Genomic DNA, 19312 nt, shown 5'->3' with positions numbered 1-19312 from the left:
TGCGCCGCTGGCACCAGAAGGCCGGGGAACTCGGCATGACCTGGTATAACGCGCCCTACCGGGCCGCCATTGCCCGCGCCAGGCGCGACGAGGAGGACCTGTTCATGCTGCTGGTGTTCTCCGAAACCCTGGGCGTGCCCAACCCGGCAAGCTGGTACACGCTGGAGCTGCAGCCATTGCTGCTGGAACGCTTCCACGACTGGCACCGGCGTATGGGCATGGAACACTCGCCACTGGACAACATGCGGTGTTGCTGACCATGCCCGGAACAAAAACGCCCGCACTGAACGTCCCGGCACTCATCCGCCAGCACCGGCTGTTGCTGGTGGGCGGCAAGGGCGGCGTGGGCAAAACCACCATGGCATCGGCGCTGGCCTTGGCAGCGGCACAGCAAGGGCAGCGCGTACTGCTGGTGTCTACCGACCCGGCACACAGCCTGGCGGATGCCTTCGACCGGCCCATTGGCGGCCAGGAAACCGCGCTGGCCGAGCGGCTGACAGCACTGGAAATTGATCCGGATCGGGAAACCGACGCCTACCTCAACCGCGTCCTGGAGCAGATGCGAGGCTTCACCACCCCGGACCAGCAGCGCGAGCTGGCGCGGCAGATGAACCTGACACGTCAATCCCCCGGCGCCGAGGAAGCCGCCCTGCTGGAGCGGCTCGCCCGCCTGCTGGAGGATGCCCGCGAGCGTTTTGATCTGGTGGTGCTGGACACCGCCCCCACCGGCCACACCCTGCGCCTGCTGAGTCTGCCGGAGATCATGGCCGCCTGGACAGATGGCCTGCTGCGTCACAACGAACGCGCGGCGCAGCTGGGCAAGGTGCTGGGGCATCTGACGCCCGGCCGGGATCTGGACAGCCCCATGGGATCACCGCAACAGGATGCGCTGGCCAGCATGGATGCCCGCACCCGTGGCCTGACCGAGACCCTGCGCCAGCGCCAGCACCTGTTTCACCGCACCCGTCGATTACTGATGGACCCGGCACACACCGCCTTCGTGTTTGTGATGACACCGGAGAAGTTGCCGATTCTGGAAACGGAGCGCGCCGTCAGCAGCCTGCAGGCGCACCAGATCCCGGTCGCCGGCATCATTATCAATCGGGTATTACCGCAGGACACCGGCAGCGCCTTCATGCACGCCCGAGGGCAACGGCAACAACGGCATCTGGACGACATAGATCAGCGCCTGGGCACACTGCCCAGGCGGCAAATCGCATTGATGGCGGACGACGTTCAGGGCCTGGCGGCGCTGTCCGCCCTGGGCGCCGAACTACTGGGCAGCGCTCAGTCGGCGTAACCCGGATTGGTCCGATCAAGCTTGCGCAGCAAGCCCGGCCAGGCCAGCGCTCCACCCAGCCCTTTCGTCACCTGGGCCGCCTGCGCCTGTATGCCCGCCACAATCCGCGGATCAACCTGAATCAGTTCGCGACTGCCCGCCAGCGCCCGCACCTGCACCATGCACGCCGCTTCAAAGACATACATATTCAGAAAAGCGTCTGCCACCGAGGCACCGACGGTCAGCAGCCCGTGGTTGCGCAACATGAGAAAGTTGGCGGTGCCCAGATCCGCCACCAGGCGCGGCTTCTCCTCCTCGTTGAGCGCCACCCCTTCATAGGCGTGATAGCCCAGCGACGAGAGGACGAAAAGCGACTGCTGGGAGATCGGCAGCACCCCGTCCTTCTGCGCGGAAACCGCAACGCCATTGAGTGAGTGGGTATGCATGACACACAAGGCATCCTCGCGGGCAGCATGCACCGCACTGTGGATGGTGAAGCCAGCCGGATTGACGGGAAAATCGGACGCCTCCACTTTTTCACCGTGCAGGTCCACCTTGATCAGGCTCGAGGCGGTAATTTCCTCGAACATCATGCCGTAGGGGTTGATCAGGAAATGGTGTTCCGGGCCGGGCACGCGCACGGAGATGTGGGTAAAGACAAGATCATCCCAGCCGTACAAGGCCACCAGGCGATAGGCGGCTGCGAGGTCGACCCGCAGCTGCCACTCTTCGGCGCTGACGCTGTTGCCGGGCGCAGCAGGGCGCGGCCGGGAACCTGATGGAGAATCTGATTGAGAAGGTAAGCGGGAGTCGGGCGTGGTCATGGCACTCTCCGGTGATGTCATCCACCGATAGTGCCTGACCCGCGCCAATCTGGACAGACCGGGCCGGAACGGCAATGGTCAACAGGGCAGGTCACGACAGAAAAATGGCCCTTGCCTCAGGCTGGCTTTTCCAGCAACTCGGGACGGTTCAGCATTTTTGCCAGTTTCTTCAGCCCCTGCTCACGCAGCGCCTTGCTGTCTTTCTGGGCAGGGTGGAAATCACGCCGATAATACGACCGGTACGCCGGACCGAGTTTGCGCAACCAGCCCGGACGGCCCAGCAACCAGTTGAAACCGCGCGCCACCGAGCGCAGGTCGCGCTTGTCGTCCATGCCCGAACGCAGCTGCAGATAATGGAAGATGGTAAAACCAAGAAACTCTACCGTGGTCTTGGCCATCTCACTGGTGCGAATCCAGTAGCTACCGACCTGGTCCTGATAGACGTCGAAGGCGACGGACTTGTGCTCGCTTTCTTCCACCGCGTGCCAGAGCCACAACGGCAGCATGCGCTCGTCCATCCCTTCCAGCATTTCCGGGTGCTCGAGAATGGTCTCCGCCAGCATCGCCGTGAAATGCTCCAGTGCACAGGTCTTGGCCAGCTGCCGCTCGCGGGACATGCGGCTGGATTGCCACTTGAGCCCCTTGAGCACGAATGCCTCGACCTTGCGGGCCGGGATACCGCGCTCCTCGAGAAAGGCATTGAACGCTTCATGCTCGTTACCGTGATGGGCTTCCTGACCTATGAAGCCTTTCACTTCCTCGCGCAATTGCGGGTCCGTGATATGCGGCTGATAGTGGCGTACGGAGCGCACGAAGAAGCGCTCTCCCTCGGGAAAGGTGCAAGACAGCGCCGACAACAGCAAGGTCTTGAACTGATCACCGGCAAACCAGTAGCGCGGGATCGACGGATCGAACTCGAAATCCATGCGCCGGGGCTGGATATCGCTCTTGTTCGTACGACGCACCGCAGGCGCTGCAACACTGGCTTTCGCATTCATTCTGACACTCCACAAATCCGGTGACATACAAATTCGGTGACACACAACGATGAACCAGTATCCACAGCCACACCCGGGCACGTGAGTGCAGGTTGTGCCAATATCACCCGCCGCTGGCGTCCCGGGCTGGCCCAGACGGCACATGCCGCAAGGCAATTCCAGGGACAATCCATCTGCCCGATGATCAGGTGACCCCCACGCGCCCGACCGCTACAATGGAGCGTTTTCCGGCCTCACTGAGCAACACGCGATGACACTCAAGTTCACCAAAATGCACGGCCTGGGCAATGACTTCATGGTGCTCGACGGCATCCGGCAGCCCCTGCCGGAGCAGGGCTCGCCCCTGCCCGTCGCCACCCTGCAGCGCCTGGCGGACCGGCATTTCGGTATCGGCTTTGATCAATTGCTGCTGGTGCAACCCGCCCTCGGTGACGCTGATTTCCGCTATCGCATCTTCAATGCCGACGGCAGTGAGGTGGGGCAGTGTGGCAATGGCGCGCGCTGCTTTGCCCGCTTCGTCCGCGAGGAAGGCCTGACGGACAAACACGATATTCGCGTCGAAACCCGCAGCGGGGACATCACCCTGCATGTCACCGATGATGGCCTGGTGACGGTGGATATGGGCGCGCCGCGCTGGGCACCGAAAGACATCCCCCTGCGTGCAACGCAGGAAGCGGATACCTATTTTCTGGTTTCCGGGCAGCAAGCCTGGGAAGTCTCGGCAGTCAGCCTGGGCAACCCGCACTGCGTGCAACTGGTGGAAAATGTGGACACCGCGCCGGTCGCCACCGTTGGCCCCCTGCTGGAGAGCCATCCGGACTTCCCCGAGCGGGTCAATGTGGGCTTCATGCAGATAGTGGATCGCGGGCACATCCGCCTGCGGGTGTTCGAGCGCGGCGTGGGCGAGACCCTGGCCTGCGGCTCCGGCGCCTGCGCGGCCGTGGTCTGCGGCCAGCGCCGTGGCTTGCTGGATGACACCGTTACCGTCACCCTGCCCGGCGGCGATCTGCGCGTGCGCTACACGAACACGGGCGGCGTCCTGATGACAGGCCCGGCAAGCCGCGTCTATGATGGCCACCTGAACCTGAATGCATGGAGCAAGGCATGAGCGAGCACAAGCCCCTCAGCGGTGATCAGGTTGCCGCCTGGCTGCGCGACCACACAGATTTCTTCCAGGGCCGTCAGGAACTGCTTGAACTGCTGAAGCTCCCGGACCCCCGCGGCAACGCGGTATCCTTGCTGGAACGTCAGGCGCAGATACTGCGCGAACGTAACCAGGGCCTGCGGGACCGGCTCAACAATCTGCTCGGGGTCGCACGCGACAACGACCAGCTGTTCGAGAAAACCCGCCAGCTGGTGCTGACCATGGTCGAAAGTCGCAGCGCCGAGCAGCTGTTCCCCGATCTGATCCGCATTCTGCAACAGGACTTCGGCGCCGATACGGTATCCCTGCTGGTCTATGACCGGGACATGGACCTGACCGGCGAACTGCGCAGTCAGGTACGCTGCCTCGCCGCTGACGATCTGCACGAAGCCCTGCAATTGCTGCTGCGCAACGGTAAGGCCATCTGCGGGGTGTTGCGTCAGGTAGAACTGGAGCAGCTGTTCCCGCGCCATGCCGATCAGGTGCAATCCGCCGCCATGGTGCCGCTCGAATGGCAGGGCCGACAGGGGCTGCTGGCCATCGGCAGCTTCGACGCGCACCACTTCCGCAGCTCTCTGGGCACCATCTTCATCAGCCATATCGGTGATGTGCTGAGCCGCCGCATGCATGACCTGCTGCGCCGCTATCCCCGTCTCGAAGCGCGCCGCGCCTGACGCCTGCACCCGGGATCGCTATCATGACGGCATCATGCCGACATCATTAGAGCAACCTCTGCAGGATTACCTGCACCACCTCGCCACCGTAAGGCGCATGTCACCGCATACGGTCAAACACTATGGCCGCGACCTTGCGCAAACCGCCGCTCTGCTTACCGAACGCGGCCTGACGCGCTGGGATGCCGTCACCGTGCATGACGTACGCCAACTCACCGCTACCCTGCATCGCCGTGGTGTCGGCGGCAAAAGCCTGCAACGCCTGCTGTCGGGCCTGCGCGGCCTCTATCATTACCTGATCAGCCAGGGGCTGGCGCGGGATAATCCCGCGGTCGGTGTCGCGGCACCGAAAAGCCCGCGGCGCTTGCCGAAAACCCTGGACCCGGACAGTGTCGGGCATCTGCTGGACAGCACCCGCGACGATGACCCGTTGAGCCTGCGCGACCGCGCCATGATGGAGCTGATCTATTCCTCCGGGCTGCGTCTGGCCGAGCTTGCCAGCCTGGACATCGACAGCATTGACCGCCACGACGCCAGCCTGGTGGTCACCGGCAAGGGCCGCAAGACCCGCCATCTTCCCGTGGGCCAACCGGCCCTCGCCGCACTGGGCCGCTGGCTGCGCGCTCGCGCGGCACTGGTGCGTGATCCGGCGGAACGGGCCCTGTTTGTCGGCCAGCACGGCCGGCGGCTGGGTGACCGGGCAATCCAGAAACGGCTTGCGGCACGGGCCCGCGAGGCGGGGCTGGAGCAGCACCTGCATCCCCACATGCTGCGCCATTCGTTTGCCACCCATCTGCTCGAATCCAGCGGTGACCTGCGTGCGGTGCAGGAGCTGCTGGGTCACGCCAACCTCAGCACCACCCAGATTTACACCCATCTGGACTTCCAGCACCTGGCCCGGGTCTATGATGCCGCTCACCCCCGGGCCCAGCGCCGCCCGGAGTTCGACGGCCCCGAGCCAGAGGACGACGCCTGAGCATCATTTACCTGGCGCATTTCCCCGACAGGGACAGAGCGCTATGATGCTGCCATGGCGACGCTGAAGCTGATCACATTCGATCTCGACAACACACTCTGGCCGGTGGATGAAGTCATTCGCCGGGCGGAGCGACGCTGCCGGGACTGGATCGCGGAGCGCTACCCGGAAGCCGCGACGATCATGACCGTGGACAAGGTGCGAGAGATTCGCGACCTGCTACTGCTGGAAAAACCCGGTTATGTGCACAATCTCACCGCCCTGCGCCGGGAGGCACTGGCGCGGGGGTTCCTGGCGGCGGGCTATTGCACCGACGAGGCAGGCCGGTTGGCAGGGCAGGCGTTCGAGATTTTCCACGAGGCGCGCAATGAGGTGGTGTTCTTTCCCGGCGCGCTGGAGGTCCTGGAAACCCTGGCAGACTCCTACACCCTCGGCGCGCTGACCAATGGCAATGCGGACCTGAAACGCATCGGCATCGGTGATCTGTTTGCCTTCCAGCACTCCTCGGAGTCCATCGGCAAGCGCAAACCGGCCCCGGACATGTTCCTGGCCGCACTCGCCTCGGCCCGCGTCCGGGCCAACCAGTCCGTGCATGTTGGCGACCACCCGCTGGAAGACGTCGATGCCGCACGTCAGCACGGATTCCAGGCGGTCTGGGCCAATCTGCTGGATCAGAAATGGCCCCTGGATTTGCCCGACCACCCCCATCGCATTCACAATCTGCACGAACTCAGCGACCTGGTGGCCCTGCTCGATGGCTGACACCCTGCGAACCGATCTGCTTGCCCTGCTTGATGACCTGGAACAGGAGCTGCGCCGTCTCGGCTATTGGCAGGGCACGCCGCCAGCCCCCGAAGCGTTCCTGAGCACCACGCCGTTCAGCGCCGACACCATGGCCTTCACCGAGTGGCTGCAATGGGTTTTCGTGGCGCGCTTTCGCGCCCTGGTGGTTGGCGGGCACCCACTGCCCGGCGCCTGCGACGTGCGCCCCATGGCAGAACAGGCCCTGTCCGGCCTGCCCCGTTGCGAGCACTTGCTGTGCATCATCGGCGATATCGACGACCACTTCTGATTCGGGCCGGTGATTCGCGCAGGTGATTCGAACAGGCCATCAGAAGTGATCAGCCCGGCGCATCGGGCGGCATCAGGCAATCTCCCAGCAAGGCGCGCCAACTCGGTAACTCCGAGCCGCTGCTGCTGCCGGCGCAGGAGAGCATCAACACCCGCTGGTCCCGGTGATCAAACAACTCGATACGTGTGGCAATGTGGCGGTTATTGCCGCGCCCGGCCGGCATGCGCACCCGCCATACGGACGCGATCTGCCTTGGCAGCAGGCGAAAATCCAGCCCCGGCTGCCGCAGACAGACCCCCTCCGCACCCCAGACCGGCAACGGCAAGACGCCTTCGTAGCGCTGCTCACAACCACCACTGACGCCATCGCCACTGAAGACCTGCAACCGCACAGGCGTACGTCGTGCGGCCGCCAGCGCCAGCAAGGCGGGCACGCTATCCAGCCGCACTGCCCGGGCAAATTTGTCACGCACGCGGCAATAAGCACCCAGACGACTGATACCGGCACGCTGCAGCAACGCTGTGAACTCCCGATGGTCCGCCAGCACCGACCAGTCCTGTTCAAATGCCGCCAGATCCACACTGGCTGCACTGCTGTGCAGCGGCAGCGGGTCAGGCACCGGCACCTGATGCTGATCCGGGTGCAGCCGGTTGCAGGCCAACTCCTCGAATGCCATGCCGGCGGTGCCCTCGGGCACCTGCACTTCATGCAGCAAACGCCCGTAGCGATCGAAAAACAGGAAGGTACGCGCGGGAATACCCGCCAGCGGCGCCAGCACCGCCAAGCTCAAGGCCCAGCGCCGGGGCGTCGCTCGCCAGGCAAAGCCGGGGCCGCGCAGCGCCATCGCCGCGCTGTCACCGCACACCGACAAGGGCGAGTAGCTGGCGCTCTGGTGTAGCCGCACCGCCTCGTTGCGGGTGGCAATGTGCAACTGCGGGAAGCGGTAAAGCATCTTCAGCAGCGCCGGGGCGTCGTCCTGCAGACGCAGGATGCGATCACCCAGCGACGCGGCACAAACGCCCAGTGGTGCGGGCCAGGGCGTACGGTAAACACTGAGAGATGTCAGGGCATTCATTGTGTCACCTGCATGAACAAGTGCGGAGTGGCTGGCGACTGCTGGCTTGTCCGTCAGGGGAAAAGGGGGCCGGGGAGCAGGCCAGTCATTTGGTCAGAATCAACTTGCCGGAGGCGGTCCGGCGCAGCTGATAGCGGCTGTTGTCATGTTCGATCCAGAGCAGCCCGTCGCTGCCCAGCAATGCGTCACTGGGCACCAGATCATTGTGTACCGCCACCTGTCTCGCCACCTGTCGCGAGGAGGAAGACACCGCTCTGGCCGTGCTTTTGGCGGTCTGTGGCGTGGCCTGTAAAGAATCGTGTGCTGCTGAAGGCTGAGGTTTGCTCATGCTGGCGCTCCGTTGAAATCCGTGACAGTGGCCGTTCATTTCCTTAATGAGTCCATTCTCTTAAATGAGAATGATTACCATTAACTATACTGCATCCTGTCAACCTGACCGTCAAGCATCCTCGCAACCATTCCGGCAACCATCCTGCAACCCTCCCAACAAACCTGCACGCTCGCCTTTTCCTTCTCCCTCGCGCTACACTGACCGCATGAGCCAAGCAGAAGCCACCGTCCCGGCGACGGACAGCCCGCAACAACACCTGGCCGCCATTCTTGACGGCCACCGCCCGACCTCCCTCCTGACACTGAGCCTGAACCCGGTCACACTGGTGGATGAGTGGTGTCAGGCCCATGGCGTCAGCAACATCGCCATTACCGAGCAAGACCCTTTCCCCCTGCTGGCCGAACTGGGCCGCTTTGATCTGGTGATCGTGGCGGACCAGCTGGAATACATGAATCGTCATCACGGGGAAGAACTGCTGGGCCTGCTGCGCAACCTGCACACCGACAGCATGGTGGTGATGTATCGCGCCGATCTGGCGCCGGCGAAACTGCGCTGGGAACGCAACCACTTTCTCGGCATGGGGCTGCGGCGAGAAGCCGTGTTCGAGCAGGGCGAGCGCAGCATGGCGCTGTACAGTTACGAGCTGGCCACCTACAACTTCCGCCGCACCTGGAACAACTCACGCTTCTGGGCCAATCCGGAAAACTGGGGCAAATACTGGTGGTGAGGTAAAGCGCATCAGGCACTCACTTTTGCCGCCCGCCCCGTTATACTGCCTGCCTGACGACACTCCCCGAACGGTTTTCAAGGATCATCATGATAGGCCAACGCCTGAACGAGACGCTGCGCTTCTGGTGGCAGAATATTCCCGCACTGCTGCTGGTGACACTACCGTTTGCCTTGCTCGGCGAGACCGCCCAGGCGATTCTGGGCCCGGCCATCATGGCCGGCGAAGAGGGGCTCAGCATCACCCAGAGCTCTGCCGTCATCCTGTTGCTGCTGCACCCGCTGACGGCGGGCGCGATCATGGCGCAACTGACCGCGATCCAGAGTGGCCGCGCGCGCAGTCTTGGCGACTGCCTGCTGTTCAGCCTGCGCGCCTTGCCGATCCTGTTGCTCACTTACATGCTGCTGGGCCTGAGCGTCTATTTCGGGTTGTTGTTGTTCTTCTTCCCTGGCGTGTGGCTCTACGCACGGCTTTGCCAGGCGCCTTTCATCGCCGTGCTGGAAAACCGCACGCCGCTGCAAAGCCTGCAGCAAGCCTTTGTGCGCAGTGCGTCGGATCAGTGGCAGATGCTGGCAGCGATTACGCTGATCTTCATGTTGATCGTGGTCATCGTGCTGTTTTCCGCCACGCTGGTTACCAGCCTGATCGGCACCGGCACCTTGAGCAGTGTGATTCTCGGGGGCATTACGGGTCTGGTGACGTGTCTGCTGAATATCATCGTGTTCCGCTACTACGGGCTGCTGAGACCCGCAGCAGCGTGATCCCGGAAAAGTCAGCGGCGCTGATAGACCACGAAACTGTAGTCATAGGGATTCGGCGGCTGGGCGGAAAAATCCTCCCGGCCTGCCTCCTGCCACTGGCTCATGTCCACCTCCGGGAAGAAGGCATCCCCGCCCACATCGGCATGCACTTCGGTGACATACATGCGATTGATCTGCGGTAACGCCAGCGCATAGATCTCAGCGCCGCCGATCACGATAGCCTCATCCGCACCGTCAATAAGCCCCACATGCCCGGCCAGCGTCAGTGCCTCGTCCAGCGTCGACACCACGCGCGCGCCCTGCGCCTGATAGCCTGCCTGCCGGGTAATGACAATGTTGGTGCGCCCCGGCAAGGGCCCTTTGAGAGACTCCCAGGTCTTGCGGCCCATAACGATGGGCTTGCCCAGCGTCACCTGCTTGAAATACTTCAGGTCGTTGGGCAGATACCAGGGCAGTTTGTTGTCGCGGCCGATACAGCCATTGGCCGCACGGGCCACCATCAATGCCAGTTGCATGCTTGATCCTCTGATCAGACCGCGATGGGCGCCTTGATATGGGCATCCGGCTCATAGCCCTCCAGGGTGAAATCCTCGATGCGAAACGCAAACAGGTCTTTCACATCCGGATTGATGCGCATCTGCGGCAGCGTGCCAGGTGAGCGGGAGAGTTGCAGATCCGCCTGCTCGAAATGATTGCTGTAAAGATGCGCATCGCCCAGCGTGTGGACGAACTCCCCCGGCGCCAGATCACACACCTGCGCCATCATCATCGTCAGCAACGCGTAGGAGGCAATATTGAACGGCACACCCAGGAAGATATCGCCACTGCGCTGATACAGCTGGCACGACAACTTGCCGTCGGCGACATAGAACTGGAACAGGCAGTGGCAAGGCGGCAAGGCCTGGCGGCCCATGCTCGCATTCACCTCTGGCGCCAGTGAGGGGTCCGGCAGCACGGCCGGATTCCAGGCCGAGACCACCAGACGTCGCGAATCCGGGTTGCGGCGGATTTCCGCCAGCACCTCGCTGATCTGGTCGATCACGCGGCCATCGTGGGTTTTCCAGCTGCGCCATTGCTCGCCATACACCGGGCCCAGCTCACCGTCTTCCGTGGCCCACTCATCCCATATCCTGACGCCGTTTTCCTTCAGGTAACGGATGTTGGTGTCACCGGATAAAAACCACAGCAACTCGTGAATGATGGATTTCAGATGCAGCTTCTTGGTGGTCAGCGCGGGAAACCCCTCGGCCAGATCAAAGCGCATCTGGTAGCCGAATACGGCCCGGGTCCCGGTGCCGGTGCGGTCACTTTTTTCCACGCCGTTGTCGCGCACATGGCGCAGTAGGTCGAGATACTGTTTCATTTTGCCTTGGCTCCTTTTCGGGTCGGCGCCTTCACCGGTGCGCTCGCCAAAGGCTGAGTGCGGTACGCCCAGACCATCATGGCCACCCCGATCACCACCATGGGCAGGCTCAGTATCTGCCCCATGGTCAGCCAATCGAAGGCAATGAAGCCGATATGCGCATCCGGCTCGCGGAAGAATTCAGCAATGATGCGGCACGTGCCGTACCCGACACCAAACAGGCCGGTCACCGCCCCCAGAGGCCGTGGGCGGGAGGAGTAGAGCCACAGCACCACAAACAGCAGCACGCCTTCCAGCAGGGACTGATACAGCTGCGAGGGGTGTCGGCTGATCTGCAACGGATCACCGGGGAAGATCATGGCCCAGGGCACATCCGATGCGCGCCCCCAGAGCTCACCATTGATGAAGTTGCCAACGCGCCCGGCAGCCAGGCCCAGCGGCACCATGGGCACCCCGAAATCCACCACTTCGAAATAGCGCTTGCCGCTCTTGCGGGCAAACAGCCAGAGCGCGAGCAGCACACCGATCATGCCGCCGTGGAACGACATGCCGCCCTGCCACAGGCGCACCAGTGACAGCGGGTCGGCCAGAAATCCGGAGAAGTTGTAGAACAGGGTGTAGCCGATACGGCCCCCCAGAATCACCCCCACGGCCCCGAAGAACACCAGATCACTGACTTGCTGGGCGCTCCAGAGGCTGCCCGGCTGTTTCGAGCGGTGATGGCACAGCAACCAGGCGCCGACAAAACCGATCAGGTACATGAGGCCGTACCAGTGTATCTGCAGGCCGAACAGCGAGATCGCTACAGGGTCGATATCAGGGTATTGCATAGTGCGTCCTTTTCATCCGAGCGCCAGTCGCAGGCCGATGATAAACAGCAGCGCGGCAAAAATCCGCTTCAGGGTACTCGCGGGCAGGCGATGGGCCAAACCGGCCCCGACACGCGCCATGGGGTAACTGGCAATGCCGATGCCCACTGCCGCAGGCAAATAAACGTAACCCAGGCTGCCCGCAGGCAAGGCCGGATCGCCCCAGCCCGCGATAACAAACCCGAGACAACCGGCCAGGGCAATCGGCAGCCCGCAGGCGGAGGATACGGCCACCGCCTGCTGCATGCGCACCCGGCAGGCATTGAGAAAGGGCACGGTGAGGGAACCCCCACCAATACCAAACATGCTGGATACCAACCCGATCGCCGCGCCCGCCAGACTCAGACCGCCCGCACCCGGCAGACGTTCCGACGCATCCGGGGGCGGTGCCCGCAGACTGCTGAACATCATCTGCAACGACAGCAGCACGGCGAAGGCACCGAACAGGCGCGCCAGCCGGGGGCCGGAGAGCCAGTCCGCCACGAAAGCCCCCGCGAAAGCGCCCAGCGAGACGCCGATGGCCAGTTGCCAGACCAGGGGCCAGCGCATATTGCCGCGCTGGTGGTGGGCGCGCACCGCGCCGATGGATGTCACGATAATGGTTGCCAGTGATGTCGCCACCGCCAGCTGCGTCATCACCTCGATCTCGATGCCGCGCAGGTGAAAGATCAGCAACAGTGCCGGCACGACGACGATGCCACCGCCCAGCCCCAGCGCACCACCCAACAACCCGGAAAGCACACCGATCAGAACGTAAAGCGGTAAATATTCAATCTGCAACAGCTCTCTCCACGCACCTGCCCGGGTACGGATGCTATGCTGGGTTCGGCCGACGCCGCGGCGGCCTTAGTGTAATCATTCCCGAAAGACGAGTCGCTATGTGCATTGTACTGTTTGCCTGGCAAAGCCACCCCCGCTATCCGTTACTGGTCGCCGCCAATCGTGATGAGTTCCACCGCCGTCCTGCGGAGCCCGCCCGCTGGCGCGACGATATGTTCTGCGGCCGGGACCTGGCGGCTGGCGGCACCTGGCTGGGCGTGACACGCACCGGCCGTTTCGCCACCGTCACCAATTTCCGCGAGCCCATTGAGGACCACAGCCGGGGGGCGCGCTCGCGGGGTGATCTGCCCACCGGCTATCTGGCCGGGGACCTGTCACCGCGCGCCTATTGTGAGCACATTGCCACGCATCAGGATGATTACGGCCCATTCAATCTGCTGGTGGGGGATGCCCGGGAGCTGTGGTACATGAGCAATCGGGGCGCCGCGCCCCAGCGCGTGCCGCCGGGCGTGCACGGGCTGAGCAACGGTCTGCTGGACACGCCCTGGCCGAAAGTCACCCGCGGTATGGAAAAGCTGGCCGCCATCGGCGAGGGCCAGGCCCACCCACAGCACCTGCTGTCGCTGCTACATGACAGCTGGCGACCGGACGATCACTGGTTACCGGACACCGGCGTCGGCATGGACCTGGAAAGGCTGGTCGCGCCGATCTTCATCCAGTCCGAGGTGTATGGCACCCGCGCCAGCAGCGCAGTCCGCCTCGCCAGTGAAGGGGTGCCGGAAATGGTTGAGCAGCGATGGCATCCGGATGGCTCCCCGGACGGGGAGCCTGTCAGCAACCTGGGTGAGCGTGAGGTGTAAGCCGGGAACGACTCAGCGTTGGGTCAGAATGCTGCTGTAATGGCTCATGAAGCCTTTCAGCTCATCATCGCTGAGCCCCTTGAGCACCTTGTTGTTTACCGCGTGCACCGCCTTGCGGCTGCCTTCTACGCCGACATTCAGGGCCTTCCCCGTAACAAAACCGATCTTCACATAGCGGGTATTCTCGAGAAATACCTTGTCGATGATTTCGTTGGTCAGGCGATCCATAACGGCCGTAATCAGCGCCACTTCACTGGTGCCCTGGCCCGCTTCCGCGACGTCAGCAGCGCGCCGGAAATCCGCAGCAAAGTCGTCCGGCACGGCAAACGCCAGTGACGGATGCTGATTATTATCCTCGCCCGCCGACCAGTACATGGCGCGCACATTCTGCGCAATCGGCTCGAACTCGTCGTTGCTGACCTTTTTATAGATCTGGCGCGTCAGCATGTGCGACGCCTTGCTGGCCGTGGACACAGCAAAGTCGATGACCTTGCGCTGGCCCCCTGACAGCTCGGTCATCTCAGCCGGCTCCAGCAGGAACAGGCCGAGCAGCCGATCTGTCAGCCGGTCCACCAGCGTGATGAACTTCTCGGCAGCGGGCTTGCCATGCTCCATGGCCTGCAGGAAATCTTCGGTGCTGTTGACCAGTGCCGGGTTGGCCGGGATGGCGACGACATTCTGCATAATCATGCTTCCAGTAGCAGGTGACTGTAGCGCAGGGCGAGTGGGTGCCCTGCAAGAATCAGCCGCGCATCATAGCGGCGGTTCGGGCAGGACTGAATATCTGAACGTGCCATATGCTGTTGCGATGGCTGCATTGCTTCAAAGCACCGCACGGCGGTGTTGCAACAGGTCGCCGAGACCCGCTTTTTCCAGTTGCAGATCCACATAGGCGGCAATGACTTCACCATTATCCATGGCCAGCACTTCGTTGAGCAGCTTGCGGGCAAAGGTGATCTTGATGCGCCGTATGGCCGCCTTGACCTTGAGCAGGTTGGACGCATTCATGGACAACGCCTGAAACCCCATGGCCATCAGCATCAGTGCCGAACCGGGCTCACCCGCCATCTCGCCGCACACGGACACCGGTTTGTTCTCTTCCCGGGCGGCCTCCACGATATGCATCAGCGCGTGCAGCACCGCCGGGTGATAGGAGTTGTACAACCCCGCCACCTGACGGTTGTTGCGGTCCACCGCGAGCAGATACTGGGTCAGATCGTTGGTGCCCACCGACAGGAAATCCACCCGCTGGGCCAGGGCCCGGGCCTGGTACACCGCCGCCGGCACCTCGATCATCACGCCCACCGGCGGCATCGCCACATCGGCGCCTTCGTCACGCACTTCCAGCCAGGCACGGTGAATCAGATGCTGGGCTTCTTCCGCCTCAAATACGGAGGTGACCATGGGCAGCATGATGCGCAAATTGTCGAGCCCCTCACTGGCACGCAGCATGGCCCGCACCTGCACCATGAAGATTTCCGGGTGATCCAGTGTCACGCGAATACCACGCCAGCCGAGGAACGGGTTTTCTTCCTTGATCGGAAAATAGGGCAATGACTTGTCGCCACCGATATCCAGCGTGCGCATGGTGACCGGGTAAGGCGCAAACGCCTGCAGCTGCTCGCGATAGATCCGGCACTGCTCTTCTTCAGACGGGAAGCGGTCGCGCACCATAAAAGGAATCTCGGTACGGTACAGGCCGACGCCCTCCGCCCCACGCTCGAGCGAGCGGGAAATATCGGTCATCAGGCCGGTATTGACCTGCACCTGGATGCGCACGCCATCTTCGGTCTCGGCCGGTTGCTCGCGCAGCTTTTCCAGCCCCGCCAGCAGATCCAGCTCTTCCGCGATGATTTCCTCGAACTGGTGCTTGAGCTCCGGCGTGGCATTGCTGATCACCCGGCCCCGGAAGCCATCGACGATCAGCTCTTTGCCGTCCATCTGTTTCAGCGGCAGACCCTGTACGCCCACCACGGTGGGAATGCCCATGGCCCGGGCCACAATCGCCATGTGCGAGTTGCGTGAGCCGTGGCTGGAGGCGATGCCGACGATACGCTCCTGCGGCACCTCCATCAGCATCGTGGTAGTAATCTCTTCGCCCAGCAGAATGCTGCGCTCGGCAAACTGGATCTCACGCCGGTTGCGGCTTTGCAGCTCGGCCAGCACCCGGCGACCGAGATCGCGGACGTCCGCCGCCCGCTCGCGCAGGTAGGCGTCATCCATCATTTCGAAATTGCCGATGTGCTCTTCGATAACGATACGCAACGCGCCCTGGGCCCAGTGCCCCTCGCGAATCTTGGCGATGAATTCACCACCCAGCGCCTGCCGGTCCAGCATGCGCAGATACACCTCGAACAGCGCCTGCTCTTCCGGGCCCAGGCGCCCCTTGGCACGCTCACCCAGCGCGCGCACATCCGAGCGCACCCGCATCAGCGCGGTTTCCAGCAAGCTGACCTCGGCCTCGATATCCTCCGCCTCGCGGTCCGGCACCCCGCTAAGGTCCGCAGGCGGAAACAGCAACACGCCCGTGCCGATGGCGGCACCGGCGGCACCGGCGACACCATCAAAAAAGCGCGCGGTGGGTTCGTTGGTATCCAGATTACCCAGCGCGCCAGTCGCTCGCGCGTGGGCCACGACCGCCGACAGCTGCGCAGAAATGGTGACCAGAAAAGCTTCTTCACTCTGGTCGAAACGCCGTGCGTCACGCTGCTGCACCACCAGCACGCCGAGCACGCGACCGTGGTGCATCACCGGCACGCCGAGAAACGCATGGAAGGGATCTTCGCCGGTTTCTGCCAGATACAGGAATTTGGGATGCGAGAACGCATCCTCGAGATTGATCGGCTCTTCGCGCAGGCCAACCTGACCGATCAGACCCTCCGCCACACCCAGGCTGACGCGTCCGATGGCCTCCTTCTTGAGGCCTTCCGACGCCATCAGCACGTAACGAGGTTCGGTGCTGTCCAGCAGGTAAATGGAGCAGACTTCAGTGCCCATGGCGTCGCGCACGCGACGCGCCATGAGATCAAGCGCCGTTCTCAGATCCGGCGCGCTGTTGACCTCCTGAACAATCCGTCTGAGGGTATCGAGCATGCATCAAGCCTTGTTGAGGTGGCGTTCGCGCCGCATCACCGGTGCCAGTTCTTTCAATGCCCTGGCGTAAACGCCGCGCTTGAAATGCACCACCTTGCGGATCGGATACCAATAGTTGACCCAGCGCCAGGCCTGAAACTCGGGGCTGCCGGTACGCGCCAGATCAATGCGCTCTTCGTCAGAAACCAGCCGTAACAGAAACCACTTCTGCCGCTGCCCGATGCACTGGGGCGAGTCGTCCCGGCGACGACGGAGAAAACGATGCGGCAGCCGGTAACTCAGCCAGCCTTCGGTACTGCCGAGTATTTCCACGTCAGCTTCCGTCAGACCCACTTCCTCTTCCAGCTCGCGGTACAACGCCTGCTCCGGGGTTTCACCCGGCATCAGCCCGCCCTGGGGGAACTGCCAGGCATCCCGGTTGCCGATCCGCCGCCCCCAGAAGACGCGTCCTCCGGCGCCAACCAGAATAATGCCGACGTTTAACCGGAAGCCCTGTTCATCAATAATACCTGTCATCGTCCTGCCTGCTGGTTGCAGCACAATTAAAGCATAACAAGGGCCAGCTCTGCTCATCTGTGTGCAGTTTATGCTGCGCCGCTCTGCTATCCTTGCGTCTTCCTGATGATCATTCACTGCCTTGCACCCCAACGGAGCCTTTCATGACGCTTGCCCTGTTCGATCTGGACAACACACTGATCGCCGGTGACTCCGATCATCTGTGGGGCGACTACCTGGTGGCCCGGGGTGTCATCGACGCCGAGGGCTACAAAGCCACCAATGATCGCTTCTATGAGGATTATCTCGCCGGCAAGCTGGATATCGCCGCCTACCTGCGTTTCGCATTGAGCGTCCTGGGCGAGCATCCCCTGTCTTCGTTGCTGCAATGGCAGGCTGATTTCATGCGCGATGCAGTGGCCCCGATCATGTTGCCGCAAGCCGCCGCCCTGCTGGACGAGCATCGCAAGAAAGGCCACACGCTGGTGATCATCACGGCCACCAACGATTTCGTGACCCGCCCGATTGCCGAGGCGCTGGGCGTGGAACATCTGATTGCCACCATGGCCGCCATCGAAAACGGGCGCTATACCGGGGATTTTGTCGGCACACCCTGCTACCGTGAAGGCAAAGTCACCCGGCTCGAAGCCTGGTTGGCGGAGACCGGGCACGACCTGGAGGGCGCCTGGTTCTACAGCGACTCACGCAATGATCTGCCGCTGTTGAGCCTGGTGTCGCACCCGGTCGCCGTAGACCCGGACCCTGTACTCAAGGGGGAAGCAGACAGTCGCGGCTGGCCCGTGATCAGCCTGCGTCAGGACTGATTAATACGGCTATTTTGGGGAATCGGACAAGACCATGAATTTTCGCCTGATCTGCCTGCTGGCCCTGGCCGGCAGTGTTCTGGTGGGCTGTGACCGCGAACCTGCGGCGCCCGCACCGGAACCGGTACTGGACACCACCACCGTCGTCGGTGCAGAACACCACGCCCTGGCCCGTGCGTTCGAGGACGAGGCAGCGCCCTGGCAACGCAAGCTGGTGGTGGCCGCCCCCGGCTTCCGCGAAGCCGTCAGAGCCCTGCTCCGGCAACCGGATGAGAACAGCCTGGACGCCACACGCAACGCCTGGACCCTGCTCTACGAGAGCTACAATCGTGCCTGGCCGATCCTCGCCACACGCGCCATGCTCGACCCGACCCTGACCACCCATCTTGAGCGCACCGATATCTGGCCGCTGATGCCCGGCTACGTCGACGCCATGCCCCAGTGGCCCGAAAGCGGCATCATCTACGATGCCACCGTCGATCTGGACATCGACAGCCTGCTCGCTCAACAGAATATGACCGACCCGGCAGAAGTCACGGTCGGCTTTCAGGTGCTTGAGCTATTGCTGTTCGGTCTGCCGGATGCACCGCGCAGCGCGCTGGATCTGACCCTCACCGAGACACTGCCAGACCGCCAGCAACCGGAAACAGAACAGCCACAGCACCGTCGCCGGGCCTATCTGGACGCCGTCAGCGCCCTGCTGCTGGAGGACCTGAGCCCGTTGATGCGCCCCCAGGCCCCCGTGCCCGCCGGCGAGCTGGCGCCCGCACTGCTGCAAGCCCTGTCCGTGAGCCGTGAACGGCAAAACCGGCTGGATGCCCTGGCGGAGGCCAGCGACCCCGACGGCGGCGAGTACCTGTCAGAACGCGCAAGGACCATCGCCATGCAGGGGATGGATGAGGCGATGGCCGCCTGGTCGGACGGTGACAGTGACGCGGGCAAGGCACTGGCGGAGTATCTGGCATTGCAGGCGAGCGACGCGCCAACGGCGTTAGAGAATACCGCCGAGTAGCCCTGCTTCGCGGCTTCATGGGGACGTTTGCCGAGAGAACGGAGAGCCGGGGAAGCGAGGAGCTCTCCAGCGAGTACGCACCCTCCAGCGAGCACGCGTTGAGCCGGGGTATGCCCTTCCGGGACCGCTCAAGCCATCCCTGGTCGCTCGCGCTT

Annotated in this window: 23 protein-coding genes; 12 read left to right on the top strand and 11 right to left on the bottom strand. The window is 63.1% G+C overall.

The genetic code is table 11. The features are described 5' to 3' along the window. The first annotated feature begins 35 nt into the window (after nt 1-35). Both K8B33_RS08825 and K8B33_RS08820 read left to right on the top strand, forming a co-directional pair. Nucleotides 36-257: a cory-CC-star protein gene (locus K8B33_RS08825; protein ID WP_223426082.1), complete on the top strand. Its 222-nt coding sequence runs from the start codon at nt 36-38 to the stop codon at nt 255-257. A gap of 2 nt (nt 258-259) precedes the next feature. Further along, nucleotides 260-1300: an ArsA family ATPase gene (locus tag K8B33_RS08820; protein WP_223425662.1), complete on the top strand. Its 1041-nt coding sequence runs from the start codon at nt 260-262 to the stop codon at nt 1298-1300. Here K8B33_RS08820 and K8B33_RS08815 read toward each other — a convergent pair. After that, the gene (locus K8B33_RS08815; protein ID WP_223425661.1) at nt 1288-2103 is read right to left on the bottom strand and encodes a class II aldolase/adducin family protein; all 816 of its coding nucleotides are present in this window, start codon (nt 2101-2103) and stop codon (nt 1288-1290) included. The genes K8B33_RS08820 and K8B33_RS08815 overlap by 13 nt on opposite strands. 116 nt (nt 2104-2219) lie before the next feature. Beyond that, nucleotides 2220-3101: a metal-dependent hydrolase gene (locus tag K8B33_RS08810; protein ID WP_223425659.1), complete on the bottom strand. Its 882-nt coding sequence runs from the start codon at nt 3099-3101 to the stop codon at nt 2220-2222. Nucleotides 3102-3351: 250 nt separating this feature from the next. On the opposite strand from K8B33_RS08810, the gene dapF reads away from it, so the two are divergent. From dapF to K8B33_RS08785, 5 genes are read left to right on the top strand one after another with little or no spacing between them, the layout of a single operon-like run. Then, entirely contained in the window at nt 3352-4209 is an 858-nt protein-coding gene (gene dapF / locus K8B33_RS08805) for a diaminopimelate epimerase (protein WP_223425656.1), read from the top strand. Then, nucleotides 4206-4919, top strand: coding sequence for a DUF484 family protein (locus K8B33_RS08800; RefSeq protein WP_223425654.1), 714 nt, complete (start codon nt 4206-4208; stop codon nt 4917-4919). The genes dapF and K8B33_RS08800 overlap by 4 nt, the downstream gene beginning before the upstream one ends. 34 nt (nt 4920-4953) lie before the next feature. Beyond that, nucleotides 4954-5895, top strand: coding sequence for a tyrosine recombinase XerC (gene xerC, locus K8B33_RS08795; RefSeq protein ID WP_223425652.1), 942 nt, complete (start codon nt 4954-4956; stop codon nt 5893-5895). Nucleotides 5896-5949: 54 nt separating this feature from the next. Next, a complete protein-coding gene (locus K8B33_RS08790) occupies nt 5950-6657 on the top strand; it encodes an HAD family hydrolase (RefSeq protein WP_223425651.1) in 708 nt (235 codons plus the stop codon). Further along, on the top strand, nt 6650-6967 hold the full coding sequence (locus K8B33_RS08785; protein WP_223425650.1) for a YqcC family protein: 318 nt from the start codon (nt 6650-6652) through the stop codon (nt 6965-6967). Before K8B33_RS08790 ends, K8B33_RS08785 begins: the two co-directional genes overlap by 8 nt. A gap of 49 nt (nt 6968-7016) precedes the next feature. Here the strand turns inward: K8B33_RS08785 and K8B33_RS08780 are convergent, their stop codons facing one another. Beyond that, nucleotides 7017-8042 (bottom strand): ChuX/HutX family heme-like substrate-binding protein, encoded by a 1026-nt coding sequence (locus tag K8B33_RS08780; protein ID WP_223425649.1) that lies wholly within the window; start codon nt 8040-8042, stop codon nt 7017-7019. Between the two features lie 85 nt (nt 8043-8127). Further along, nucleotides 8128-8370 carry a hemin uptake protein HemP gene (locus K8B33_RS08775; protein ID WP_223425648.1) on the bottom strand — a complete coding sequence of 81 codons (243 nt, stop codon included), beginning with the start codon at nt 8368-8370 and terminating at the stop codon, nt 8128-8130. 208 nt (nt 8371-8578) lie between these two features. On the opposite strand from K8B33_RS08775, the gene K8B33_RS08770 reads away from it, so the two are divergent. Then, the gene (locus tag K8B33_RS08770) at nt 8579-9100 is read left to right on the top strand and encodes a DUF6231 family protein (protein WP_223425646.1); all 522 of its coding nucleotides are present in this window, start codon (nt 8579-8581) and stop codon (nt 9098-9100) included. A gap of 89 nt (nt 9101-9189) precedes the next feature. Beyond that, nucleotides 9190-9861, top strand: a complete 672-nt coding sequence (locus K8B33_RS08765) for a hypothetical protein (RefSeq protein ID WP_223425644.1) — start codon at nt 9190-9192, stop codon at nt 9859-9861. A gap of 11 nt (nt 9862-9872) precedes the next feature. Here K8B33_RS08765 and K8B33_RS08760 read toward each other — a convergent pair whose 3' ends face one another. The 4 genes from K8B33_RS08760 to K8B33_RS08745 are packed head-to-tail and all read right to left on the bottom strand — an operon-like array spanning nt 9873 to nt 12873. Then, nucleotides 9873-10376: a dihydrofolate reductase gene (locus K8B33_RS08760; RefSeq protein ID WP_223425642.1), complete on the bottom strand. Its 504-nt coding sequence runs from the start codon at nt 10374-10376 to the stop codon at nt 9873-9875. 14 nt (nt 10377-10390) lie between these two features. Continuing rightward, on the bottom strand, nt 10391-11224 hold the full coding sequence (locus tag K8B33_RS08755) for a thymidylate synthase (protein ID WP_223425640.1): 834 nt from the start codon (nt 11222-11224) through the stop codon (nt 10391-10393). Then, entirely contained in the window at nt 11221-12054 is an 834-nt protein-coding gene (gene lgt / locus K8B33_RS08750; RefSeq protein ID WP_223425638.1) for a prolipoprotein diacylglyceryl transferase, read from the bottom strand. The genes K8B33_RS08755 and lgt overlap by 4 nt, the downstream gene beginning before the upstream one ends. Nucleotides 12055-12066: 12 nt before the next feature. Continuing rightward, nucleotides 12067-12873 (bottom strand): sulfite exporter TauE/SafE family protein, encoded by an 807-nt coding sequence (locus K8B33_RS08745; RefSeq protein ID WP_223425636.1) that lies wholly within the window; start codon nt 12871-12873, stop codon nt 12067-12069. Nucleotides 12874-12971: 98 nt separating this feature from the next. On the opposite strand from K8B33_RS08745, the gene K8B33_RS08740 reads away from it, so the two are divergent. After that, the gene (locus tag K8B33_RS08740; RefSeq protein WP_223425634.1) at nt 12972-13733 is read left to right on the top strand and encodes an NRDE family protein; all 762 of its coding nucleotides are present in this window, start codon (nt 12972-12974) and stop codon (nt 13731-13733) included. A 12-nt stretch (nt 13734-13745) separates the two neighbouring features. On the opposite strand, the gene K8B33_RS08735 is transcribed toward K8B33_RS08740, so the two are convergent. The 3 genes from K8B33_RS08735 to K8B33_RS08725 all read right to left on the bottom strand — a co-directional run bounded on the left by K8B33_RS08735 (nt 13746) and on the right by K8B33_RS08725 (nt 17342). Beyond that, nucleotides 13746-14417, bottom strand: a complete 672-nt coding sequence (locus K8B33_RS08735) for a hypothetical protein (protein WP_223425632.1) — start codon at nt 14415-14417, stop codon at nt 13746-13748. Nucleotides 14418-14555: 138 nt separating this feature from the next. Continuing rightward, nucleotides 14556-16826 (bottom strand): phosphoenolpyruvate--protein phosphotransferase, encoded by a 2271-nt coding sequence (gene ptsP, locus K8B33_RS08730; protein WP_223425630.1) that lies wholly within the window; start codon nt 16824-16826, stop codon nt 14556-14558. 3 nt (nt 16827-16829) lie between these two features. Continuing rightward, nucleotides 16830-17342 carry an RNA pyrophosphohydrolase gene (locus K8B33_RS08725; protein ID WP_223425628.1) on the bottom strand — a complete coding sequence of 171 codons (513 nt, stop codon included), beginning with the start codon at nt 17340-17342 and terminating at the stop codon, nt 16830-16832. Between the two features lie 143 nt (nt 17343-17485). On the opposite strand from K8B33_RS08725, the gene K8B33_RS08720 reads away from it, so the two are divergent. Together K8B33_RS08720 and K8B33_RS08715 are read left to right on the top strand one after the other, a co-directional pair. Then, nucleotides 17486-18145: a histidinol-phosphatase gene (locus tag K8B33_RS08720; protein ID WP_223425626.1), complete on the top strand. Its 660-nt coding sequence runs from the start codon at nt 17486-17488 to the stop codon at nt 18143-18145. 34 nt (nt 18146-18179) lie between these two features. Beyond that, complete coding sequence (locus K8B33_RS08715; protein WP_223425623.1) at nt 18180-19157, top strand: imelysin family protein; 978 nt, start codon at nt 18180-18182, stop codon at nt 19155-19157. Nucleotides 19158-19312: the final 155 nt, after the last annotated feature.

Origin of the sequence: Alcanivorax limicola (genome assembly GCF_019931215.1) — a bacterium.
Classification (GTDB): domain Bacteria; phylum Pseudomonadota; class Gammaproteobacteria; order Pseudomonadales; family Alcanivoracaceae; genus Isoalcanivorax; species Isoalcanivorax limicola.
Note: the sequence above shows the minus strand (reverse complement) of the source record. Positions and strands in the feature narration are given on the sequence as shown.

What these genes read in the sequence shown, in the direction of transcription:
- K8B33_RS08825 (WP_223426082.1), top strand. Translation starts at nt 36, where the DNA reads ATGACCTGGTATAACGCGCCCTACCGGGCCGCCATTGCCCGCGCCAGG.
- K8B33_RS08820 (WP_223425662.1), top strand. Translation starts at nt 260, where the DNA reads ATGCCCGGAACAAAAACGCCCGCACTGAACGTCCCGGCACTCATCCGC.
- K8B33_RS08815 (WP_223425661.1), bottom strand. Translation starts at nt 2,103, where the DNA reads ATGACCACGCCCGACTCCCGCTTACCTTCTCAATCAGATTCTCCATCA.
- K8B33_RS08810 (WP_223425659.1), bottom strand. Translation starts at nt 3,101, where the DNA reads ATGAATGCGAAAGCCAGTGTTGCAGCGCCTGCGGTGCGTCGTACGAAC.
- dapF (WP_223425656.1), top strand. Translation starts at nt 3,352, where the DNA reads ATGACACTCAAGTTCACCAAAATGCACGGCCTGGGCAATGACTTCATG.
- K8B33_RS08800 (WP_223425654.1), top strand. Translation starts at nt 4,206, where the DNA reads ATGAGCGAGCACAAGCCCCTCAGCGGTGATCAGGTTGCCGCCTGGCTG.
- xerC (WP_223425652.1), top strand. Translation starts at nt 4,954, where the DNA reads ATGCCGACATCATTAGAGCAACCTCTGCAGGATTACCTGCACCACCTC.
- K8B33_RS08790 (WP_223425651.1), top strand. Translation starts at nt 5,950, where the DNA reads ATGGCGACGCTGAAGCTGATCACATTCGATCTCGACAACACACTCTGG.
- K8B33_RS08785 (WP_223425650.1), top strand. Translation starts at nt 6,650, where the DNA reads ATGGCTGACACCCTGCGAACCGATCTGCTTGCCCTGCTTGATGACCTG.
- K8B33_RS08780 (WP_223425649.1), bottom strand. Translation starts at nt 8,042, where the DNA reads ATGAATGCCCTGACATCTCTCAGTGTTTACCGTACGCCCTGGCCCGCA.
- K8B33_RS08775 (WP_223425648.1), bottom strand. Translation starts at nt 8,370, where the DNA reads ATGAGCAAACCTCAGCCTTCAGCAGCACACGATTCTTTACAGGCCACG.
- K8B33_RS08770 (WP_223425646.1), top strand. Translation starts at nt 8,579, where the DNA reads ATGAGCCAAGCAGAAGCCACCGTCCCGGCGACGGACAGCCCGCAACAA.
- K8B33_RS08765 (WP_223425644.1), top strand. Translation starts at nt 9,190, where the DNA reads ATGATAGGCCAACGCCTGAACGAGACGCTGCGCTTCTGGTGGCAGAAT.
- K8B33_RS08760 (WP_223425642.1), bottom strand. Translation starts at nt 10,376, where the DNA reads ATGCAACTGGCATTGATGGTGGCCCGTGCGGCCAATGGCTGTATCGGC.
- K8B33_RS08755 (WP_223425640.1), bottom strand. Translation starts at nt 11,224, where the DNA reads ATGAAACAGTATCTCGACCTACTGCGCCATGTGCGCGACAACGGCGTG.
- lgt (WP_223425638.1), bottom strand. Translation starts at nt 12,054, where the DNA reads ATGCAATACCCTGATATCGACCCTGTAGCGATCTCGCTGTTCGGCCTG.
- K8B33_RS08740 (WP_223425634.1), top strand. Translation starts at nt 12,972, where the DNA reads ATGTGCATTGTACTGTTTGCCTGGCAAAGCCACCCCCGCTATCCGTTA.
- K8B33_RS08735 (WP_223425632.1), bottom strand. Translation starts at nt 14,417, where the DNA reads ATGCAGAATGTCGTCGCCATCCCGGCCAACCCGGCACTGGTCAACAGC.
- ptsP (WP_223425630.1), bottom strand. Translation starts at nt 16,826, where the DNA reads ATGCTCGATACCCTCAGACGGATTGTTCAGGAGGTCAACAGCGCGCCG.
- K8B33_RS08725 (WP_223425628.1), bottom strand. Translation starts at nt 17,342, where the DNA reads ATGACAGGTATTATTGATGAACAGGGCTTCCGGTTAAACGTCGGCATT.
- K8B33_RS08720 (WP_223425626.1), top strand. Translation starts at nt 17,486, where the DNA reads ATGACGCTTGCCCTGTTCGATCTGGACAACACACTGATCGCCGGTGAC.
- K8B33_RS08715 (WP_223425623.1), top strand. Translation starts at nt 18,180, where the DNA reads ATGAATTTTCGCCTGATCTGCCTGCTGGCCCTGGCCGGCAGTGTTCTG.